Source organism: Dyella agri (assembly GCF_044904705.1).
Lineage (GTDB): Bacteria > Pseudomonadota > Gammaproteobacteria > Xanthomonadales > Rhodanobacteraceae > Rhodanobacter_A > Rhodanobacter_A agri.
This window is the reverse complement of record NZ_JADIKL010000004.1, coordinates 16,734-38,784: the sequence shown is the minus strand read 5'-3', so window position 1 is coordinate 38,784 and position 22,051 is coordinate 16,734. Positions and strand designations below refer to the sequence as shown.

Annotated in this window: 18 protein-coding genes; 8 read left to right on the top strand and 10 right to left on the bottom strand. The window is 69.0% G+C overall.

Annotated elements, in window-relative coordinates; genetic code table 11:
- Positions 1-3: 3 nt before the first annotated feature.
- The 8 genes from ISP14_RS07930 to ISP14_RS07895 form a co-directional block, all read right to left on the bottom strand.
- Positions 4-162, bottom strand: a complete 159-nt coding sequence (locus ISP14_RS07930; RefSeq protein WP_404537908.1) for a hypothetical protein — start codon at positions 160-162, stop codon at positions 4-6.
- Positions 162-677, bottom strand: coding sequence for a chemotaxis protein CheW (locus ISP14_RS07925; RefSeq protein WP_404537906.1), 516 nt, complete (start codon positions 675-677; stop codon positions 162-164). The genes ISP14_RS07930 and ISP14_RS07925 overlap by 1 nt, the downstream gene beginning before the upstream one ends.
- Positions 674-2,212, bottom strand: coding sequence for a chemotaxis protein CheB (locus ISP14_RS07920; RefSeq protein WP_404537904.1), 1,539 nt, complete (start codon positions 2,210-2,212; stop codon positions 674-676). The genes ISP14_RS07925 and ISP14_RS07920 overlap by 4 nt, the downstream gene beginning before the upstream one ends.
- Complete coding sequence (locus ISP14_RS07915) at positions 2,205-8,258, bottom strand: Hpt domain-containing protein (protein WP_404537902.1); 6,054 nt, start codon at positions 8,256-8,258, stop codon at positions 2,205-2,207. The genes ISP14_RS07920 and ISP14_RS07915 overlap by 8 nt, the downstream gene beginning before the upstream one ends.
- 82 nt (positions 8,259-8,340) lie before the next feature.
- A complete protein-coding gene (locus ISP14_RS07910; protein WP_404537901.1) occupies positions 8,341-10,371 on the bottom strand; it encodes a methyl-accepting chemotaxis protein in 2,031 nt (676 codons plus the stop codon).
- A gap of 129 nt (positions 10,372-10,500) precedes the next feature.
- Positions 10,501-11,046: a chemotaxis protein CheW gene (locus ISP14_RS07905; RefSeq protein WP_404537899.1), complete on the bottom strand. Its 546-nt coding sequence runs from the start codon at positions 11,044-11,046 to the stop codon at positions 10,501-10,503.
- Positions 11,043-11,414, bottom strand: coding sequence for a response regulator (locus ISP14_RS07900; protein ID WP_404537897.1), 372 nt, complete (start codon positions 11,412-11,414; stop codon positions 11,043-11,045). The genes ISP14_RS07905 and ISP14_RS07900 overlap by 4 nt, the downstream gene beginning before the upstream one ends.
- 22 nt (positions 11,415-11,436) lie before the next feature.
- A complete protein-coding gene (locus tag ISP14_RS07895) occupies positions 11,437-11,847 on the bottom strand; it encodes a response regulator (RefSeq protein WP_367844349.1) in 411 nt (136 codons plus the stop codon).
- A 344-nt stretch (positions 11,848-12,191) separates the two neighbouring features.
- Here ISP14_RS07895 and gshB point away from each other — a divergent pair, with 344 nt between their 5' ends.
- The 6 genes from gshB (at position 12,192) to ISP14_RS07865 (ending at position 17,982) form a co-directional block, all read left to right on the top strand.
- Positions 12,192-13,154, top strand: a complete 963-nt coding sequence (gene gshB / locus ISP14_RS07890) for a glutathione synthase (protein ID WP_404539146.1) — start codon at positions 12,192-12,194, stop codon at positions 13,152-13,154.
- Positions 13,151-14,011, top strand: a complete 861-nt coding sequence (locus ISP14_RS07885) for an energy transducer TonB (protein WP_404537895.1) — start codon at positions 13,151-13,153, stop codon at positions 14,009-14,011. Before gshB ends, ISP14_RS07885 begins: the two co-directional genes overlap by 4 nt.
- A gap of 102 nt (positions 14,012-14,113) precedes the next feature.
- Positions 14,114-14,683, top strand: a complete 570-nt coding sequence (locus ISP14_RS07880) for a YqgE/AlgH family protein (protein WP_404537893.1) — start codon at positions 14,114-14,116, stop codon at positions 14,681-14,683.
- A complete protein-coding gene (gene ruvX / locus ISP14_RS07875) occupies positions 14,680-15,141 on the top strand; it encodes a Holliday junction resolvase RuvX (protein ID WP_404537891.1) in 462 nt (153 codons plus the stop codon). The genes ISP14_RS07880 and ruvX overlap by 4 nt, the downstream gene beginning before the upstream one ends.
- Positions 15,138-16,064, top strand: coding sequence for an aspartate carbamoyltransferase catalytic subunit (locus ISP14_RS07870; protein ID WP_404537889.1), 927 nt, complete (start codon positions 15,138-15,140; stop codon positions 16,062-16,064). The genes ruvX and ISP14_RS07870 overlap by 4 nt, the downstream gene beginning before the upstream one ends.
- Positions 16,065-16,182: 118 nt before the next feature.
- Entirely contained in the window at positions 16,183-17,982 is a 1,800-nt protein-coding gene (locus ISP14_RS07865; protein ID WP_404537887.1) for a hypothetical protein, read from the top strand.
- Positions 17,983-18,053: 71 nt separating this feature from the next.
- On the opposite strand, the gene ISP14_RS07860 is transcribed toward ISP14_RS07865, so the two are convergent.
- Together ISP14_RS07860 and ISP14_RS07855 are read right to left on the bottom strand one after the other, a co-directional pair.
- Positions 18,054-19,220: a PilT/PilU family type 4a pilus ATPase gene (locus tag ISP14_RS07860; RefSeq protein ID WP_404537885.1), complete on the bottom strand. Its 1,167-nt coding sequence runs from the start codon at positions 19,218-19,220 to the stop codon at positions 18,054-18,056.
- A gap of 69 nt (positions 19,221-19,289) precedes the next feature.
- Positions 19,290-20,327 (bottom strand): type IV pilus twitching motility protein PilT, encoded by a 1,038-nt coding sequence (locus ISP14_RS07855; protein WP_404537883.1) that lies wholly within the window; start codon positions 20,325-20,327, stop codon positions 19,290-19,292.
- Positions 20,328-20,642: 315 nt separating this feature from the next.
- Here ISP14_RS07855 and proC point away from each other — a divergent pair, with 315 nt between their 5' ends.
- Positions 20,643-21,467, top strand: a complete 825-nt coding sequence (proC, locus tag ISP14_RS07850) for a pyrroline-5-carboxylate reductase (protein ID WP_404537882.1) — start codon at positions 20,643-20,645, stop codon at positions 21,465-21,467.
- Positions 21,464-22,039, top strand: coding sequence for a YggT family protein (locus ISP14_RS07845; protein WP_404537880.1), 576 nt, complete (start codon positions 21,464-21,466; stop codon positions 22,037-22,039). Before proC ends, ISP14_RS07845 begins: the two co-directional genes overlap by 4 nt.
- Positions 22,040-22,051: the final 12 nt, after the last annotated feature.

Sequence of the window (22,051 nt, the reverse complement as noted above, 5' to 3'; positions counted from 1 at the left end):
CGGTTACTTCCGCGCCCGCGTCCAGAACACGATCGCGACACCGGCAAACGCTACAGCCGTGCCATAAAAAGCGGGCTGGTGGCCGAGCATCGCGGCAAGCAACTGCATCACTCCGGCCAGCACGAACAGCACGCTCGCGAGGCGGGCGCGATGACGCTCCATCACGCCGCGCCGTCCAGCGCATCCTGTTCGTCGTGCTCATCCGGCTTGTCCAGCGCCAGCAACTGCACCAGCTCCGCCTCGATGCCTTCCAGGTCGGGAATCACCGCCACGTCGTCGCGCACCAGCACCTGTGCGCGCACGCCCGGCGGCAGTTCGTTGCCGTCGTGGGTGGGAATGATCAGCTCGGCGTTCAGCGTGGTCAGGCGCGGGAAACCCTGGGTGAGCACGGCAATGAAAGGCAGCTTCGGATGGCCGCCCAGCGCCTTCAGCACGGCCACGCGCACGGTCAGCTCGGCGTCGCCCTCACCCGCGCCGGCAAGCCGTGCGAACGAGACCAGCGGCACGCGCCAGCCGCGCCAGGTGATGCGGCCGAGCAACCAGTCGGGCGCGCCGTCCACGGTCTCATGGGCAGGCTGGGTGATCACCTCGGCCACGGTGGCGTTGGGCAGCAGCATGCGCAGGTTGCCGGCCGGCACCAGTACGCAGCGGATTTCGCGGGGCAAAACGTCGCTCATGGATAGACCTCGATCAGGCGCGCCGCCAGTTCATGCAGCGTCCCGGAATAACTCACCAACCGCTCGGCGAAAATGCCGCTGACCATATCGGCGAAGTGTTCGCCGTCGGAAGCTTCCACCCACACCTGGCCGCCGCGGTCGTGGATCGCCTGCGCGCCGGCCACCGCATCGGTGGAACGGCCGGCGAACACGATGCCGAGCGCGTCGCGCCCGAACACGTTCGCCGCCATGGTGAAGCTGGCATCGATCGAGGGCTCCTGCGCGCTGTCGGCGTTGCGCACTTCGACGCTGCCGTCGCGGCGCATCTGCACCGGACCTTCGACCGGCACCAACAGCACCTCGCCGCTACGCGCGCGACTGCCGTGCGCGGCCAGCCGCACCGGCATGCTGGCATGGGTCGACAGCCGCTGCAGCACGGCGCCGGCCGGCCGGCCGCCGAAGTGCTGGGTGAGCAAGATGGTCAAGCGCGAACTGGCCGGCAGGATCGCCAGGAAGTCGCACACCGAATCCAGGCCGTCGGCGGCGGCCCCCAGCAGCACCACGCGGCTGGGCACGCTGCCGAGATCGTCCAGCAGCATCTCGTTCGGCTCCCACGCCTGCGGCGCCACAGCCTCTTCCATCGACACCAGTTCCAGGCTCATCGTCGGCTGGAACTCGGGCTCCGCCGCCTCGACATCTGGTGCGAGGAAATCGGCGGCGCTCAGCTTCTCGACGCCGAATTCGACGTCTTCGGCATCCGCCGCGCCGGTATGGACAGGGGTGTCATCGTCGACCAGCGCCCAGCTGTCGGGCGCCGCCGGCGCCCTTGGCGACAGGACCGGCGACGCCATGGCGACCGGGGGCGCCACGTGCAACTCGTCGGCGGCCATCGCGAGACTGAATTCGCCGTCGTGCAGCGGCAGCTCCTGGCGCGGCGCGGCGGCGACATCCTCTTCCGGCAGCGGATCGCTGCCGGCGAGCAACGCGGCCAGTTCCGCCTCCAGATCGTCCGAAGCGGCACGACTCTCCGCCTCGTGCCCATCGTCGTGCACCTGACTCTCGACGAGTTCCGGCGCATCGTAGCCATCCGGCTCCGGCGCCATCGGCTCATGGATCGCCGGCTCGGCATGGAACGCGGCAGCCGGCTCGTCGGCCAGCATGCCTGCCGCTGCCGGCACCGTCTCCACCACCAGCGCATCCGCCGGACGCGGCGGATCCACGTCGCCATCGGCAAGCACTTTGACCGCCAGGTGGCGGGCCCAGCGCGCACGGTCCCAGCCGCCAAGCTCACGGCTGGCACGGGCGTCGTTGAACACCAGGCGCGGACGCTCGCCCCCGATCATGTCGGCCAGGCGATCGAAAGCCTCGTCGTCCTCGTCGTCCAGGTTCACCACCAGCACGTCGGGGTCGAGCTGCCGCTGCAAGTCGGCGTCGAAGCTCGCGACGGTGCCTTCGTGCACGATATGCGCGCCGTGTTCCTGCAACACCTGGCGCAGGTGGCCGCCCAGCTCGGCGTCGTCGAACAGCAGCGCCACCGAAGGCCGCGCTTCAGCCATGGTCCGGCTCCTGCGCAAGCTGCGCCACCGCGTGCTGTTCCAGCACTTCGCCGATCTGCGACAGCAGTTCGGCCTCCTGGTACGGCTTGCCGAGATAGCGGTCCACGCCGATGTCGAACGCGCGCTGGCGGTGCTTCTCGCCGGTGCGCGAGGTGATCATGATGATCGGCACGTTGCGCAGGCGCGGGTCGGCCTTCATGTGCGTGGCGAGCTCGTAGCCATCCATGCGCGGCATCTCGATATCCAGCAGCATCAGGTCGGGCACGCGCTCGTGCAGCTTCTCCAGCGCGTCGACGCCGTCCTTTGCCGTGCTCACTTCGTACTCGTGGCGCTCCAGCACGCGGCCGGTGACCTTGCGCATGGTGATCGAATCGTCCACCACCATCACCAGCGGCCGCGTGCGCTGCTCCTCGATGATCGGCAGCTCGACCACGCCGAGGCCATCGGCCAGACGCTGCTCGCGCCGCACGATGCCGTGGCGGACCAGCGGCGCGAGGTCGAGAATCACCAGCACCGAGCCGTCGCCCATGATGGTGGCGCCCAGCACGCCGGGCACCGAACTCACCTGCGGACCGACCGACTTCACCACGATCTCGCGCGAACCCAGCACCGCATCGATGCGAATCGCCGCGCGCAGGTCGCCGGCGCGGGTCAGCAGCAGCGGTGGCTGTTCGCCCTCCGGCACCACGCCGGGCGGCAGACCGAGCAACTCGGCCAGATCGTGGATGCCGTACTGCTCGCCGCTGTAGGCGAACTCCGGATCGTGCTCGGCCAGACGCGCAGCCAGCTCGTCGGGGCTGATCCGCGCCACGCCCTGCACCGAGGTCATCGGAATCGCGAAATTGCTCTCGCCGATGCGCACCAGGATCGCCTGGGTCACCGCGAGCGTGAACGGCAGGCGCAGCACGAAAGTGGTGCCCTGCCCCGGCTGCGACTCGATCGCCAGCGAACCGCCGAGCTGCTTGATCTCGTTCGCCACCACGTCCATGCCCACGCCGCGACCGGCCAGTTGGGTAACCGTGCTGGCGGTGGAGAAGCCGGGCTGGGTGATCAGCGCGAGCAGCTGGTCGTCGCCGGGCTTGGCGCCCTTGGGCAGCAGGCCACGCTCGATCGCGCGCTGGCGGACCGCCTCGCGGTCGAGGCCGCGGCCGTCGTCGCTGACGCGCACCACCACCTCGGTGGCTTCGCGCGTCACGCGGATGCGCACCGCGCCTTCTTCGGGCTTGCCGGCCTTGCGCCGCTCGGCCGGCGACTCGATACCGTGCGCCACGGCGTTGCGCAGCATGTGCTCGAACGGCGCCTTGATGCGGTCAAGCAGGTTACGGTCCATTTCGCCGTGGGCGCCATCCACGTACAGCTGTGCGCTCTTGCCCTGCTCCTGCGCGGCCTGGCGCAGGGTGCGGCGCAGGTTCGGCACCATGGTGTCGAACGGCAGCATGCGCGTGCGCAGCAAGCCGTCCTGCAGCTCGGTGCTGACGCGCGACTGCTGGATCAGCAAGGTCTCGGCCTGGCGGGTCAGTTCGTCCAGCATGCCCTGGATCGACACCAAGTCGGATACCGACTCGGCCAGCGCACGCGAGTACTGCTGCAGCTGCGAGAAACGGTCGAGCTCGAGCGGATCGAACACGGTGGTACTGCCGGCCTCGCGGTGCTCGCGCTGGAAGCGCGCGATGATCTGCGCCTCGGTCTCGATCTCCAGCATGCGCAGCTGGCTGCGCAGACGCTGCACGGTCTGATCCAGTTCGACCAGGTTGAAGCGGTAGCCGGATACCTGCTGCTCCAGGCGCGAGCGATAGATCGCCACCTCGCCGGCATGGTTCACCAGGTTGTCGAGCAGTTCGGCGCGTACGCGGATCTGCTCCTGCGCCGAAGTCGCTTCGGCACCTTGTTCGGCCGGCAGCAGGTCCGGCAGCGGCACCGCGGGAACGACCGGGGCGACCGGTGCCACGCGGGCGGCCAAGGCCGCATCGTCGGCGAACTGCTGCTCGCCGGCCAGCGCCAACAGATGGTCGATCGCGGACTGCGGATAGGCCGGCACCTGCCCCTGCGACACCTGCTGCACCATGGTGTGCAGCTGGTCGAAACCGGTCTCCAGCACGCCGATCAGCGGAATCGCCTGGGCGGCGTCGGCCACCGGCTTTTCCAGTAGCGTTTCGATGGCGTGCGCGAGGTCGCCCACGGACATCAGCCCGGCGATGCGCGCACCGCCCTTGAGCGTGTGCAGGTCGCGCTGCAGTTCGGGCAGGTGACCGGCCGTCGCGGCCGGCTCGGCATGCCATTGCGCCAGCACGCCGTCGGCGTGGTCGAGAATCTCGCGCGCCTCCTCGACGAAGATCTCCAGCAGGTCGGCATCGATGGGCAGGCCCGTATCCGCTGCCACCGCCTCGGCGACGGATGCGACGGATGCGGCAGGGACGACTTCCGCGACAGGGCGGGCCGCCTCGGCTTCGCGCTCCGCAGCTTGCCTGGCCTGCTCCGCCGCCGCAGCCTCCGCGGCGCGCTGCTCGGCCGCCGCCTTCTCCGCCGCCGCGCGCATCTGCGCCTCGGCGGCTTCGCGGGCAGCGCGCTCCTGCGCCAGCCGTGCCTGCTCGGCACGCTCCTGCTCGACGCGTTCCTTTTCGGCCTGCTCGCGCTCGGCTTGCTCGCGTTCTGCCTGCTCCTGCTCGGCCTTCGCCTGTGCCGCTTGCTCGGCGGCGGCACGCTCGGCCGCTTCCTGTTCGGCGGCCTCGCGGGCGTGACGTTCGGCTTCGGCACGCTCGGCTTCGGCACGCTCGGTCTCGGCGCGTTCGGCCTCGGCACGCTCGGCGGCCTCGCGATCGGCTGCCGCATGATCGGCCGGGACCGATGCACCCGGCTCGAAGGCGCCGAGCGCGGCCATCAGCTCGCTGGCGTAATCGTCGTGCGCGCCATCTTCCGGCAGCGCCGCGATGGCTTCGTGATCGCCTGCGGCAGGTGCCGCCGGCGTCGTGTCGACTGCATGCTCCGCGGATTCGGCCGCAGGCTGTGCGGTCTCGACCGGGGCCTCCGCATGGGTCTCGGAAGCGACGTGCGCCACCTGCGACTCCGGATAGCGGTCGCGCATCTCGGTCAATTGGGTGGTCAGCAGGTCGACGCTAGGCAGCTGCGGCATGGCCACGTCGAACTGGGCCATCGTGTGGTCGACCACATCGGCCGAACGGTCGAGCAGGCGCACGCCCTCCACCGGCAGCGGCAGCCCCGCATGGCGCACGCGCTTGAGCAGGCTCTCCAGCGGCGACAGCAGCTGGGTGAGCAGCGGGATCTCGACCATCGCGATCGCGCCATGCAAGGTATGCACGGCGCGCAGCAGATCCTCGCCCACCGGCAGGTCGCCGCTGCTGCGCTGGATAGCCGTACGGATGGCCTGCAGGTACTGCGCGACCTCGCTGCGCAGGATCTCCAGCAGCACCGGATCGACCGACGGCAGCGGCGAGATAGCCAGCGACATCGGCGGTTCGGCCGGTTCCGGCGCGGCGACGCTGTGGGCGTCGGTGAAGCCGGCGGACGGAATCGCGGCGGCCGCGTCGTCGAACCGCGGCACGCGGCGGCGCACGGTGCGGCGCACGGTTTCCAGCGCGAGCGGCGCGTGATCCTCGATCCGCGCGGATGCATCCCCGGCGGCAAGCCGGCTGGCGGTCTGCATGATCGCCTCGACCGGCGCATGCGGCGTGCCCTCGCCCTTGAGCGAGGCCAGCAGCTGCGGCAGCGCGTCGATGGCATGGCGCACCAGCGCCTGCACGCCCTCGTGCGGCTCGATCGTGTGATCGAGCACGCGGTTGAGCATGTCCTCCACCTTCCAGGCGAACTCGCCCAGCGCCGGGATGCCGACCAGCCGGCCGGAACCCTTGAGGGTGTGGAAGGAGCGGCGGATCGGGGTCAGCGCGGCCAACTGCGCGGTGTCGGCCAGCCAGATGCTTTCGCCGCCGCGCAGGTTGGCGATCTCCTCCTGCATTTCCTCCAGGAAGATCTCGCGGATGTCGTCGTCAATGCCTTCGGCCTGGTGGTCGAAGCGGAACGCGCCGGCCAGCGCGTCGTGCGCCGGCACTTGCTCCTCGATCTCCTCCTCGATCTCGACCCAGTCGGCGTCGTCGGCCGCATCGGCGGCAAGCGGCGGCGCAGTGGGTTCGGTCTGCACGTAGCGCAGGCCGTCGACATCGTGCGCCGGCGTTTCGCGCGGCGTTTCCGGCGCGACGAACAAATGGCTGGCATCGCTGCCGGTATACAGGCTGACCGACTCGGACAGAGCCTCGTCGCTGTGGTCCCGCGCATCGGACACCGGCGCCTCGGCCGGCGCCTCCGGCAGCGGCCGTTCGGCCGGCAGCGGCCAGTAGCCGAGCTGGCTGAGGCTGTGCTCGGCCACATCGATGATGTGGGCCAGGCCGCCGCGATGCTCGCGCGCCGCCTCCAGGTAGTACTCCAGCGCGGCCAGCGCGTCGGCCAGGTGATCCATCTGCGTGCTGCTCGGCACGCGGCGGTCAGCCAGCAACTCATTGTGGATGAAGCGGCCGATGCCCTCGGCCAGTTCGGCCGGGCGTTCGGCGGACAGCATGCGCGCGGCGCCGGCGACCTCGTTCATCTGGCCCGGTGCGGCGACCAGTCCGGCGTGATCCCAACCGGATTCGACGAAGGCGACGATGGCCTCCTTCACCTTCTCGGTGTTGTGGATCGCTTCCTGCATCACCGTGCTGAGGATGCCTTGCGCTTCGCTGCGCGGCAGCCCCGGCGCCACTGTCGCGTCGTGCGGCGGCGGCTCTTCACCCGCACCGAGGCTCTCGATGTGGTCGTCCAGCGAGGCTTCCACGTACAGCAGCGCGCCGGCCACGTCGAGCAGGATGTCCTCGTCGGCGGTGCGCATCCGGTTGACGATCTCGTCGAGCACGCGCCGCTGCTCCTCGACCACCCGGCGCGGCACGGACAGCGCCAGCATGCCCAAAGTGTCGCCCACGCGCCCCAGCAACTCGCACTGCGGCGCCAGCGAGGCCGGATCGGCATCGGGCTGGCGCTGGAACAGGTCGAGCGCTTCCTTCACGCGCAGCAGGTCGTCCTTCAGCGCGCGCGCGACCGAGTCGAGCAGGGCGCGGTTGTGTCCGGCCATCGAGCCGCGGGCGTGTTCCAGCTCGTCGGCGTCGGGCAGCAGGTTGTCCAGCGCGTAGGTACGGCGCAGCAGCTCCATGTGCGAGCTGTGCTGACGCGACTGCGCCACGATGTAGAGCAGGCGGTTGCACAGCTCGTCGGCTTCGCCGCCGCGCAGGCTGTCCTCGCCCTGGTCGATCAACTGGCGGATATGGCGGTCCGCCCTGCCGATGAGCTGGCGCAGCTCGGTGGTATGCGCGCCGAGCATGCCGTGTTCCAGCCCTTCCACCACGCCGGCGGTGATCCACCACAGGCGCCGCCCGTGCACGTGGAAGCAGCGCGCGGCGATCGCCAGCAGCGCCTTGCGCATGCCGGCCAGCGGCTGCGCCTGCGACTGGCCGCGGAACCAGACGAGCATGTACTGCTGGAACTGCAGGCGCAACTCGACCAGCTCGCCGCGGCGTGCTGCGGCTTGCGCCTCGCTCATCGCAGCAGGCGCCTGGGTAGGCAGGAACGCGTCGAGGTTGGGGCGGAACAGCGCCGATTCGGACAAGGCCTCCTGGCCGTAACTGGCACGCAGATCGTTCAGCAGCGGCAGCAGCACCACCGGCACGTCGCGGTGGCCGCCGGCGAGGCGTTCGAGATAGTCGGGCAACTGCATCATGCCGCGCATCAGCGCGGTATAGGCTTCCTCGCGCTGCGCGACGCGGCCGTCCAGCAGCGCGATGGCGAGCGCTTCCATCTCTGCCGCCACCATCGCCGGACCGGGCAGTTCGACCATCCGCAGCGTGCCCTGCACCTGATGCAGGCTGCCGACGCAGGCGCGCATGGCGTCGTCCCGCCCGGGGTTGTCGACGTAGGACTCCAGCGACTCGCGGGCGTCCGACAGCGTCTGCTCCAGCTCGGGCCGGACCCACTGCAAGGTGGTGAAATCAATGTGGTCTTGAAGTCTCATGCGCCTCTCTCAGCGGTTGCGCCGCGTGCCGCCACGCCACCATCGAGACTGCCCTCAGTCGGTAAGTGTCGCTGCCAGTCCGTCAACCCGGCAGCTTGAAGTGGGCCACGGAACGCCGCAGATCGCTGGCCAGCTGCGCCAGGGTACCGATCGAATCGGCGGTGCGGCTAGCGCCCTGCGAGGTCTGCGAGGTGATCTCCCGGATGGCGTTCATCGATTGCGAAATGTCCGTCGCCGCCGCCGACTGCTGACGCGCCGCGCTGGAGATGTTCTGAATCAGCGCGGACAGGTCGTGCGACACGCGTTCGATGTCACCCAGCGCGCTGCCGGCGTCTTCCGCCTTGCGCGCACCAGCCACCACTTCGGCGGTGGTCTGCTCCATCGAGTTCACCGCTTCGTTGGTATCGGACTGAATCGTCTGCACCAGGGTTTCGATACGTTTCGTCGCACTGGTCGAGCGTTCGGCCAGTCGCTGCACTTCGTCCGCCACCACCGCGAAGCCCCGGCCCGCCTCGCCGGCCGAGGCCGCCTGGATCGCCGCGTTCAAGGCCAGGATGTTGGTCTGCTCGGCGATGTCGTTGATCAGTTCCACGATCGAGCCGATTTCCTGCGAGGACTCGCCCAGCCGCTTGATGCGCTTGGAGGTTTCCTGGATCTGGTCGCGGATCGAGTCCATGCCGGAGATCGTCTCGCGCACCACTTCGGCGCCGTGCGAGGCGATCTGCACCGAGCGCTCGGCCACGTCGGCCGATTCGGCGGAGTTCTTCGACACGTGGTCCATCGAGCTGGCGATCTCGTTGATCGCGCTGGTCGCAGTGCTGATCTGCTGCGCCTGCTGCTCGGCCGCGTCGGCCAGGTGGCGCGCGGTGGTCTGGGTTTCCTGTGCCGACGAGGAGACCTGCTCGGAGGTCTCGTTGATCGTGGTCACCAGGGTGCGCAACTCGTCGATGGCGTAGTTCACCGAGTCGGCGATCGCGCCGGTGATCTCCTCGGTCACCGTGGTCTTCACCGTCAGGTCGCCTTCGGCCAGCGCGCCCATCTCGTCCAGCAGGCGCATGATCGCCTCCTGGTTGCGCTGGTTGAGCGAGGTGGATTCGGCGAAGCGGCGGCGCTGGTCGCGCACCAGGCTGACCACCAGCAGCAGGGCGAACGCCACCGCGCCGATCGCGGCCAGCAAGCCCCACCACACGTTCGGGAACAGGCGGCGCAGCGGCAGCTTGCCGACCTGGTCGGCGAGGTCGTTCGCGCGCAGCAGCACCGATTGCGAATCCAGCGAGGCCTTGTTGCCGGCCTGCTTCACCGCGGCGAGGTTGCCGGAAGCGGCCACCAGCTTCGACAGCGGGTCGGCCAGCTTGCCCCAGTCGCCTTGCATGCCGGTGAGGATCTTGCGGGCGTTGGCGTCGCCGATCGGCCGCACGCCGCTGCCCGGGTTGCCCTCGATCAGGCCCTGCAGCACGCTGCCGTACAGCTGGGCATCGCGCTGCAAGCCGTCGGCGGCGGCCTGGGCGTTGTCGCCGCCCTGCAGCACTTCCTGCACGCGGCGGATGATACGGTCGGCCGACAGCATCTGGCGCGAGGTGCCCAGCATCTGTTCGGCGCTGCCGTTGCGCTGCTGCAGGATGTTGACCACCTGGTCCATGCTGGAGTTGAGCAACGGCATCTGCTGCGACACGGTGCCCGCGCGCTGGCCGGAGTCGAGCACCACGGCCTTGTTCTGCAGGATCTTGCCGATGTCGTCGTCCAGCTGCTTCCAGGCGCCGTCCAGCGCGCTGGCCGCGCGGCCCACGGGCGAGGCGTTGTTGTCGGCATAGGGGTGCATGCCGGTGGCCGGGTCACCCTTGTCCAGCCGGCGCACCGCCGAGTCGATCGCGTTGCGGGTGCTCTCTAGCTCCTTGAACGAATCGGCGTTGCCGTCGGACGATTCCAACGCGAATTTCGCGGTCTGCTGCGACAGCACCTGGATCTGCGTGGTCAACGCGACCGCCTGGCGGTCCTCGCCGTTCTTCACGTTGAGCTGCCAGAAATCCAGTGCCGCAAAGCCGATCGCGACCAGCAACAGGACAATGAGTGCGGTATTCCCACGCTCCTTGCCGACGCCCCCTGTAGTGCTCATGTTCACCTCATCCGTCTACTTCGCCGGATCGGCCTCGCCACCGTGGACGGGAACGGATCCAAAGACCTGCCACCCTGGAGTTTCCGGCCCACGACGGCACCGGACCTGCTGCATGCGGTCGCCGCGACGTCAGGCCGCGGCCTGGCGGAAATCGGGCGCCCGCACCAGCCGGCTCATGCTGAAAATCGCCATCTGCTGCGCTCCCTCGCCCACCCGCTGCTCGGCGAAACGCGTCAGCCGCGGGTCGTCCTCCTGCTCTGCCGCGCGCCGCTGCTCCTCGTCCACCGTACGCTGGCCGTACACCTCGTCGACCAGCAGCGCCACGCTGCCGCCGCCCTGGCGCACCACCAGCAGGCGTGCGCGATCGCTCAGCGGCGTGCGTTCGTCGAACAGGAAGCGGCCGAAGTCCACCACCGGCATCAGGTTGCCGCGCACGTTGGCCACGCCGAGCAGCCAGGGCCGGGTGCCGGGCACCACGGTGAGCGGCGGCATCGCCAGCAGCTCGTTGATCTCGCCGATCTCGCTGACCAGCAGGCGCGGCCCCACGCGGTAGCCGATGCCGCGCCAAAGGCCCGGCGCATCCATCCGTTCGCGGGTATCCGAGGCATGCGCCAGGGAGAGCCGCTCATAGCGGGCCAGGATCTCGAACGGCGTGAGGCCGGACGGCGCGTTCATGCCGCGCTCGCCAGCAGCTGGTTGATGCAGGCGAGCAGCTCGCCCTCGTTCACCGGCTTGGTGATGAAGGCGCGCGCGCCCTGGCGCAGCCCCCAGACGCGGTCGGTTTCCATCGCCTTGGTGGTGATCATCACGATCGGCACCTCGGCGGTAGCCGGATCGCGGGTGAGCGTGCGGGTGGCCTGGAAGCCGTTCATGCCGGGCATGATGACGTCCATGATGACCAGCGCGGGCGGTGCGCTGCGCACCCGCTCGATGCCCTCCTCGGCGTTGCCGACGGAGGCCACCTGATGACCCGCCCGTTCGAGCAGCGTGGTGAGCACGCGCACGTCGGTCGGCGAGTCGTCGATGATGAGAATGTTGGCCACAGGTTCCCCCGAGAATCCGTGGTCAGCGGCTGGATACCGTACTGACATGGTGATGGATGGCGCCGAGCAACTCGTCGCGCGTGAATGGCTTGGTGAGGTACTGCTCCGCGCCCACGACGCGTCCGCGCGCCTTGTCGAACAGGCCGTCCTTGGAGCTGAGCATGATCACCGGGGTGGCGCGGAACTGCGGATTGTTCTTGATCAGCGCGCAGGTCTGGTAGCCGTCCAGGCGCGGCATCATGATGTCGACAAAGATGATGGCGGGCTTCTGGTCGGCGATCTTGGCCAGGGCCTCGAAGCCGTCCACCGCGGTCAACACGTCGCAGCCCTCTTTCTTCAGCAGGGTCTCTGCCGTGCGACGGATGGTCTTGGAGTCATCGATCACCATGACTCGCAGGCCGGCCAGACCATTCGCGTTCGCGTTCAGATTCATCACTCCCCCCCCTGTCGCCCATGTCGGGCCCAGGACAACCACCAAAGCAGGCAACAAGCATGCCGCCGGTGCACATGACAAGACAACCCAGTATCGCGACCCGCAACACCCGCTCTGCGGCGGGATGTACAGGCCTCGTTGTTTACTGCCTGCCCGCCATCGCGTCAAGCAACAATCGCGTTGCAAAGCGTCCTTGCAGCACGCAATGTGACCCTCATCGGCAGCCTTGAACCTTCCGCGGCACCGGAATAGCTGCCGCGCTTGTCGCAACCGGCCGCGTGGGCGAACATCGCCGTTCCGTTGCCGGCGCGCCGCGCCGCAAAACCTTGCCGTGGAGAATCATGATGTCGCTTTCGGTCGCCGTGCTGATGGACCCCATCGGCGCGATCAAGCCGGCCAAGGACACCAGCCTGGCCATGTTGCTGGAGGCGCAGCGCCGCGGCCATGCCTTGCACTACATGGAGCAAGGCGACCTGGCGCTGCGCGACGGGGTGCCGTGGGCGCGCCTGCGCCCGCTCGCGGTACGCGATGACGCGCACGACTGGTTCAGCCTCGGCGAGGCGCAGTGGCGCGACCTGCGCGAACTGGACGTGGTGCTGATGCGCAAGGACCCGCCGGTCGACGCCCAGTTCATCTACGACACCATGGTGCTGGAAGCCGCGCAGCGCGGCGGCGTGAACGTGGTGAACGATCCGCGGGCACTGCGCGACTGCAATGAAAAGCTGTTCGCGCTGCAGTTCCCGCAATGCTGCGCGCCCACCCTGGTCTCGCGCGATCCCGCCGAGCTGCGCCGTTTCGTGGCCGAACACGGCGAAGCGGTGCTGAAGCCGCTGGACGGCATGGGCGGGCGCGGCATCTTCCGCGTGAAGGCCGGCGACAGCAACCTCAACTCCATGCTGGAAACCCTGCTGGCCGGTGGCCCGCACGGCGAAGGCCGGCACTTTGCCATCGCGCAGAAGTTCATCCCGGCGATCAGCGCGGGCGACAAGCGCATCCTGTTGATCGACGGCGAACCCGTGCCCTACGCGCTGGCGCGCATCCCGCAGGGCGACGAATTCCGCGGCAACCTCGCCGCCGGCGGCCGCGGCGAAGGCGTGCCGCTGAGCGAGCGCGACCGCTGGATCGCCGCCCAGGTGGCGCCGGAGCTGCGCAAGCGCGGCCTGCGCTTCGTCGGCCTGGACGTGATCGGCGACTGGCTCACCGAGATCAACGTCACATCGCCGACCTGCGCGCGCGAACTGGACGCGCAATTCGGCCTTAATATCGCAGGCCTGCTGTTCGACGCCCTCGAGAAAACTGCTCCGTGAGTTCCGCCGCCGCACGCCCCGCCGCCGATCCGATCGGCGCGACCCTGCTGTTTTCGCTGCTGCTGCATGGCGTGCTGCTGCTGGGCATCACCTTCCATTTCGCCAAATCCACGCCCGGCCTGCCCACGCTGGACGTGACCCTGGTCAACGTGGCCAATCGCGAGATGCCGGACAAGGCCGATTTCCTGGCCCAGGCGAACAACCAGGGCGGCGGCCAGAGCGATCACGCCGCGCGGCCGTCGCAGCCGTTCTCCGGCGCCCTGCCCAAACCCGATCCCGGCACCGCCGAGCAGATGGTGGCCGCGGCCACCCCGCAACCGCGCGAGGCCACGCCGCAGCGCATGGTCACCACCAGCGGGCAGAGCCGCTTCAGCGTGGCCAGCGACACCGCACGGACCGAGGTGCAGCCACAGGAAGCGCCGACCGCCCAGGAACTGCGCCGCCAGCAGGAAATGGCGCAGCTCGCCGCCGAACTGCGCAATCAGACCGAGGCCTACGCCAAGCGCCCGCGCAAGAAATACATCTCGGCCAACACCCGCGAATACGTCTATGCCGCCTACATGCGCGGCTGGTCGGACCGCGTGCAACGGGTGGGCAACCTCAACTATCCGGAAGAGGCGCGCCGCCGCGAGCTGCACGGCGACCTGCTGCTCAACGTGGGGATCAACCGCGACGGCAGTATCCACAGCATCGACGTGATCCGCAGCTCCGGCCAGCCGCTGCTGGACGCCGCCGCCGAGCGCATTGTGCGGCTGGCCGCGCCGTTCCCGCCGCTGCCCGCCGAGGCGAAGGTGGACGAGCTCTACATCACCCGCACCTGGCAGTTCCTGCCCGGCGGCGTGATGACCAGCAAATAGACATTGCCGGACCGCCGACTCCGGCAGCCGGCAGTCCCGGCGCGCGCGGCACCGATGCACCCAATTCATCCCGCCGCTCTGCCGCGGGCTTACAATGCGCGCATGAGCCGCACCGAACCGCCCACCCTCACCGGCCACTTTCTGATCGCCATGCCGAGACTGGCCGAACCGCCGTTCTCGCGCGGCGTGGCCCTGCTCTGCCAGCATAGCGAGGAAGGCGCGGTGGGACTGCTGGTAAACCAGCTCTCGCAGTACCGCTTCGGCGACGTGCTCGCGCAGATGAAACTGGAATGCAACGACCTGGAACTGGCCGACGCGCCGGTGCTGATCGGCGGCCCGGTGCAGCAGGAGCGCGGCTTCGTGCTGCACCGCGAGCCCGGTCACTGGGAATCGAGCTACCGCATCAACGCCGCCTGGTCGGTGACCACCTCGCGCGACATCCTGGTGGCGATGGCCGCCGGCGAAGGCCCGCGCCAGGCGATCATGGCGCTGGGCTACGCGGGCTGGGATGCCGGCCAGCTGGAACAAGAGCTGATGGCGAACGCCTGGCTCACCGCCGAAGCCTGCGAACGGGTGGTGTTCGACACCCCGCTGGAGGACCGCTGGAGCGCCGCCGCCGGCCTGGTTGGCGTCGACCCGATGCAGCTCACCGGCTACGCGGGCCACGCATGAGCGGCTGCGCGTTCGGCTTCGACGTCGGCAGCAAACTGATCGGCATCGCCGTGGGTCACCGGCTCACCGCCAGCGCCCGCGCACTGGGCACCGTGGCGATGCGCGACGGCGCACCCGACTGGCCCGCGCTCGATGCGCTGCGCGCGCAATGGCTGCCCGAGACTCTGGTGGTGGGCTTGCCGCTCACCCTGGACGGCGGCGAGCAGCCCGCCACGCGCCGCGCCCGCCGCTTCGCCGGGCAGCTGCAGGCGCGCTACGGCACTCCGGTGGCGCTGGTGGACGAACGCCACAGCTCGCAGGAAGCCGCGCGCCGCTTCGCCACCGCCCGCGCGGCCGGACTGAAACGGCGCCGCGATGCCGCCGCCATCGACGCCGAGGCCGCCGCCGTGATCCTCGAACGCTGGCTGGCCGAACCACCCTCCTTTTCCGACTCCCCCACTTCCGCTGCCCTGCCATGAGCCCACGCCTGCGCCACCTCACCACGCTGGAACACTTGCCGCGCGCCAGCGTGGAACGCCTGCTCGACCGCGCCATCGCCCTGCGCGACGCCTGCGCGCACGGCACCCGCAAGCTGGACACGCTGGCCGGCCGCACCGTGCTCAACCTGTTCTTCGAGCCGTCCACGCGCACGCGCACCTCGTTCGAACTGGCCGCCCGCCGGCTCGGCGCCGACGTCATCAACTTCGACATCGGCTTCTCCTCCACCGCCAAGGGCGAGGCGCTGTACGACACCTTGCACACGCTGGAGGCGATGCACCTGGACGCGATCGTGGTGCGTCACAAGGTCTCCGGCACGCCGGAGGAGCTGGTGCGCCACGCGATGAGCGGCGTGTCGGTGGTCAACGCCGGCGACGGCAACCGCGCCCACCCCACCCAGGGCCTGCTCGACGCGTTGACCATCCGCCAGCACCGGCCGGATTTCGAAAACCTCGTGGTGACGATCTGCGGCGACATCCGCCATTCGCGCGTGGCGCGCTCGGACGTGCATGCGCTCGCCGCGCTGGGCGTCGGCGAGATCCGCTTGTGCGGCCCCGCCGCCCTGCTGCCGGACGCTGCCGAGTTCCCGCAGTGCCGCTACACCGAGGATTTCGACAGCGCCATCGAGGGCGCCGACGTGGCGATCATGCTGCGCCTGCAGAAGGAGCGCATGGCCGCCACCGACCTGCCCGACGAAGCGGCCTATTTCCGCCAGTACGGCCTCGACCAGCGTCGCCTGAAGCGCGCCGCGAAGGGTTGCCTGGTGATGCACCCCGGCCCGCTCAACCGCGGCATCGAGATCGCCGACGACGTGGCCGACGGCGCGCAGTCGCGCATCCTCGAACAAGTGGCCAACGGCGTGTTCGTGCGCATGGCTGTGCTGGCCGAGCTGCTGGCGCGCTGAGCGCGCTTTCCGGCAAGCCGGAACCCTTTGCGGACGGCCGGATGGCCGTCCGTTTTGCACCGCAGCAAGCCGCAATGCGGGCATAATGCGCACGCGGCATCCACCATCGGGGAACACCATGCAATCGAGGACGCGCTTCATCGCGCTGGGACTGGCCTGCGTCGCGCTCGCAGCCTGCTCGCACAAGGACAAGAACGCGCCGCTGGCCTTTGTGCCGGCGGATACGCCGTATGCGGCCGCCAATCTGGCCGCGCTGGACGACGATACGCGCCGCGCGCTGCTCGCGCAGGCCGACCTGCAGCTGCCGTCGCAGGTCGCCCAGATGGAAGCGTTCGCCACCCGCCTGCAAGCCAACGACCCCGATGCCGCGCGCCTGGTGCGGGCCTTTGCGGCCGAATACAAGAACAACAAGACCGTAGAGGATTTCACCAAATCCACCGGCTTCGACCTCAAGGGCCGCTTCGCGCTTTACGGCGAAGGCATGGCGCCGGTGCTGCGCGTCGAACTCGCCGACCCCAAGGCCTTCGAGGGCTTCGTGGGCCGGATGGAAACCGCCTACGGCAAGAAGCTCGACACCGCTGCGATCGGTGCGCAGAGTTACCGTCATCAGGTGTTCGCCGCCTCCGGCACCGAACTGATCCTCGCCGTGGTCGGCAAGCAGATGGTGGCGGCGATACTTCCGGCTGATGCCGCCATGCCGCTGCTGCGCCAGACCCTGGGTCTGGATCGCCCGTCCAAGAGCCTGCAGGACGACGACCGCCTCACCACGCTGGCCAAGGACAAGGGTTATGCGAAGTGGCTGGTCGGCCAGCTCGACCTCACCCGGGCGCTGCGGCTGGTGATTTCCGGCAGCGACCCGCTGATCGCCGCCATCGAGAAAGCCCACGCCGGCGCCGAATCGGCCAAGACCGGCGAACCGGTGGCGAACCTGCTGAAGAGCTCGCCGGACTGTGCTCCCGAAGCCAGCCGCATCGCCGCGCGCATGCCGTCGCTGAGCTTCGGCTACACCCGGCTGGACGCCAAGCACCAGGACGGCCGCCTGGACGTGGCGCTGGCCGAGGACATCAGCAAGGTCTTCAGCGGCCTCAAGGTGGAGCTGCCCGGCCTGGGCAGCGGCGCCAGCGCGGCGCCGTTCGACCTGAGCCTCGCGCTGCCGGTGGCCACGCTGCGCAGCTTCTGGTCGGCCCAGGCCGACGCAGTGGCGGCCAAGCCGTTCACCTGCCCGATGCTGGTCGATCTCAATGACAGCTTCGCCAAGCTCGGCGAGGCGATGCCGAAGGCCGCGATCCCGCCATTCGGCAACCTGCTCGGCATCCGCCTCGCGCTGGACACGCTGAGTGCGGACAAGACCAGCAGCCTGCCGGACTTCACCGGCCGCATCGTGCTGGGCACCAGCGATCCCGCCGGCCTGCTCGCCACCGGTCAGATGATGGTGCCCGCGCTGGCCAAGTTGAAGCCGGCCGCGAACGCCGCGCCGGTGTCGCTGCCGCAGGACGTGATCACCATGCTCGGCGAACCGGCGTGGCTGGCTACGGGCGACAAGGCGCTCGCGCTGGGCATCGGCGCCGGCGAGGATGCCAAGCTGGCGGGCACGCTGCGCGATCCGTCCGGCGAACCCGGCCAGATGGCGCGCATGCACCTGAGCGGCGCGATGTACCTGGACTGGCTGAAGTTCATGGAGATGAAGTCCGACAGCCTCGCCGCCGCCGCCGCCGAGATGAGCAAGAGCGACGAGCCCACGATCAATGGCGAGGCCGCACCGGCTGACGAGGCCGCCCAGGCCGCCGCCGACGCAGCCCGCTCCAAGGCGCAATTCACCGCGCTGGAAGCGCAGGCGCAGCGCGTGGACAGCATCGACGCCGAGCTGCACGTGGACGACAGCGGCATCGTAGTCACCAGCCATACCACGCTGAAGTAAGCCGCCGCGACGGCGAACGAAAAAGGCGCCCGATGGGCGCCTTTTTCATTTCCGGGACATCCGGCGGGACGTCAGCGCTGCAGCAGGCCGCCGCCGAAGCTGTCGCCGCCGCGGGGCTGCTCCACCTCCACGCCCTCCAGACCCTGCGACAGCGTGTGCGCGTCGCCGCCCTGCGCCAGCTTGATGCGCAGGCGCACCTCGTTCGAGCTGTCGGCGTGGCGCAGCGCGTCCTCGTAGCTGATCTCGCCGGCGTGGTAGAGCTCGACCAGGCTCTGGTCGAAGGTCTTCATGCCGAGCAGGTTGGATTCCTTCATCACGTCCTTGAGTTTGTGGATCTCGCCCTGGCGGATGTAGTCCTGCACCAGCGGCGTGCCTAGCAGGATCTCCACCGCCACCCGGCGCGCCTTGCCGTCCGGCGTCGGGATCAGCTGTTGCGCCACCACGCCCTTGAGGTTCAGCGACAGATCCATGAACAGCTGCTGGCGGCGATCCTCCGGGAAGAAGTGCAGGATGCGGTCCATCGCCTGGTTGGCGTTGTTCGCGTGCAGCGTGCACAGGCACAGGTGGCCGGTTTCGGAGAAATTGATCGCGTGCTCCATCGTCTCGCGCGTGCGCACTTCGCCGATCATGATCACGTCGGGCGCCTGGCGCAGGGTGTTCTTCAGCGCGTTGTCCCAGCTGTCGGTGTCGATGCCCAGCTCGCGCTGGGTGATGATGCAGCCTTCGTGCTTGTGTACGTACTCGATCGGGTCCTCGATGGTGATGATGTGGCCGGTCGAGTTCTGGTTGCGGTAGCCGATCATCGACGCCAGCGACGTCGACTTGCCGGTGCCGGTGCCGCCGACGAAGATGATGATGCCGCGCTTGGTCATCGCCAGCTGCTTGATCACCGCCGGCAGGCTCAGCTCCTCGATGGTCGGGATCTTCGATTCGATCCGGCGCAGCACCATGCCCACGCAGTTGCGCTGGTAGAAGCACGACACGCGGAAGCGCCCCACGCCCTGCGCGGAAATCGCGAACTGGCACTCGTGGGTCTTCTCGAACTCCTCGCGCTGCGAGGGCGTCATCACGTTGAGCACCATGTCGCGCGACTGCTGGATGGACAGCGGGCTCTGCGTGATCGGCACGATGCGCCCCTGCACCTTCATCGACGGCGCGACGCCGGCAGTGATGAACAGGTCCGACGCCTGTTTGTGCACCATCAGCTTGAGGAATGAGGTGAAATCGAAGTCGCTCATGGTCTTGTCTCCTCCGGGAGACGCAAATCGGTGGAACGGCCGCGGTACCGCGATTCCGCGCGTTGCCGCTTACCTGAAGAGGTCCTTGTTCTTGGCGTAAGCGTACGCCTCCTGCCGCGACACCAGGCCGCGCTTGACCAGGTCCTGCAAGTTCTGGTCCAGCGTCTGCATGCCGAACTGCTGGCCGGTCTGGATCGCCGAATACATCTGCGCCACCTTGTCCTCGCGGATCAGGTTACGGATCGCCGGGACGCCCACCATGATCTCGTGCGCCGCCATGCGCCCGCCGCCGGTCTTCTTCAGCAGCGACTGCGAGATCACCGCGCGCAGCGATTCGGACAGCATCGAGCGCACCATCGGCTTCTCGCCGGCGGGGAACACGTCGATGATGCGGTCGATGGTCTTCGCCGCCGAACTGGTGTGCACGGTGGCGAACACCAGGTGGCCGGTTTCCGCGGCGGTCAGCGCCAGGCGGATCGTCTCCAGGTCGCGCAACTCGCCCACCAGGATGTAGTCCGGGTCTTCGCGCAACGCCGAGCGCAGCGCCTCGTTGAAGCCGTGCGTGTCGCGATGCACCTCGCGCTGGTTGACCAGGCACTTCTGCGAGGTGTGCACGAACTCGATCGGGTCCTCGATCGTGAGCATGTGCCCGTATTCGTTCTTGTTGATGTGGTCGACCATCGCCGCCAGCGTGGTCGACTTGCCCGAGCCGGTCGGGCCGGTCACCAGGATCAGGCCCTGCGGCTGCTCGATCAACTCCTTGAAGATGCGCGGGCAGCCGAGGTCCTCCAGCGTGAGCACCTCGGACGGAATGGTACGGAACACCGCACCGGAGCCGCGGTTCTGGGTGAACGCGTTGACGCGGAAGCGCGCCAGGCCCGGGATCTCGAACGAGAAGTCGGTCTCCAGGAACTCTTCATAGTCGCGCCGCTGCTTGTCCGACATGATGTCGTACACCAGCGAATGCACCTGCTTGTGCTCCAGCGGCGGGATGTTGATGCGGCGCACGTCGCCGTCCACGCGGATCATCGGCGGCAGGCCGGAGGAAAGGTGCAAGTCCGATGCCTTGTTCTTCACCGAGAAGGCAAGCAGTTCGGCGATGTCCATCAGGGGTTCCCCTCAACCAGTCGTCAGGATGCTGTGGCGATGGCTGCAGCGGAAAGGCGATGGATGGACACGGCGCGCGACGCGATGCGCGAATGCGGCCCGGCCACTGGCTCCCCCTTGCAGCGAGCCGATACTACTCGCGGCACGGGCCGCGCGGCCAGCTTTCGCGATGGTTTGCGCACCCGGTCACCAAAGCTTGCTTCACCCGGTATCCGTGCGGGCTTCGGCCTCCCCCTTGCGGGCAGTCGAAGGCATGGCGGAGACCTTGAACAGGCTCTATGGTATGCGGCCGTCCCCATCATCCAGGGTTCCCCCATGACACGCATCGCCTTCATCGGTGGCGGCAACATGGCCCGCAGCCTGATCGGCGGCCTGCTTGCCACCGGCTTGGCGCCCGCCGACATCCGCGTGGCCGAGCCGCTGGCCGAAACGCGCGAACAGTTGGGCCGCGACTTCGGGGTGGCGACCTTCGCCGAGAACCGGCTCGCCGCAGCCGACGCCGAGGTGATCCTGCTGGCGGTGAAGCCGCAGGCGATGCCCAAGGTGCACGCGGAACTGCGCATCGCGCTGCAGGGTCGCCGCCCGTTGCTGATCTCGATTGCCGCCGGCGTGCGGCTGGACCAGCTCGAACGCTGGCTGGGCGCGCTGCCGATCGTGCGCTGCATGCCGAACACGCCGGCACTGATCGGCGCCGGCGCCACCGGCCTGGTCGCGAACGGCCGGGTCAGCCCGGCACAGCGCGCGCAGGCGCAGCACATCATGGCCGCGGCCGGGCTCACCCGCTGGATCGACGACGAGGCGCTGATGGACACCGTCACCGCCTTGTCCGGCTCCGGCCCGGCCTATTTCTTCGCCCTGGTCGAGGCGCTGGAAGAGGCTGCCGTGGCGCAGGGCCTGCCGCGCGAAACCGCCCGCGCACTGGCCGCGCAGACCTGCCTCGGCGCCGGCCGCATGCTGGTGGAAAGCGGCGAAGATCCCGCCGAACTGCGCCGCCGCGTCACCTCGCCGAACGGCACCACCCAGGCCGCGCTGGAAAGCTTCGCCGCCGACGGCCTGCCGCGCATCACCGCACGCGCCGTCGCCGCCGCCACCCGCCGCGGCGCGGAACTGGCTGCCGCACTGGACCAGGAGGCCTCGTGAGCTACCTCGTGAACGCCCTCGCGCTGCTGGTCGAACTCGCCTTCGACGCCGTCGCCACCTTGTTCCTGCTACGCCTCGCCGCCGAGGCCTGCCGCGCCGACTTCCACAATCCGCTTAGCCAGTTCATCTACCGCACCACCAACCCGGTGCTGGCGCCGATCCGCCGCGTACTGGGGAACTGGCGGCGCATCAATCTCGCCGCGCTGCTGGTGGCCTGGCTGGCGATGCTGCTGAAACGGCTGGCGCTGTTCTCGCTGATGGGGCTGCTGCCGCACATCCCCGGCCTGGTCGTGCTGTCGCTGGCCGAACTGCTCGATTTCGCGCTGCTGTTCTACCTGGTGCTGGTGTTCGGCTGGTCGCTGATGAGCATGTTCGCCCCGGACCAGCGCCAGCCACTGCAGCGTCTGCTCGGCGTCATCGTCGATCCCTTGCTGCGGCCGCTGCGTGGGCGGCTGGTGGTGGGCATGATCGATTTTTCGCCGACGGTGGTGATCATCGGCCTGCTGCTGGCGCGCGTCCTGGTGGCGGCGCCGCTGCTCGACCTCGGGATGAAGCTGGCGCTGGTGGGCTGACCCACGTCGGAA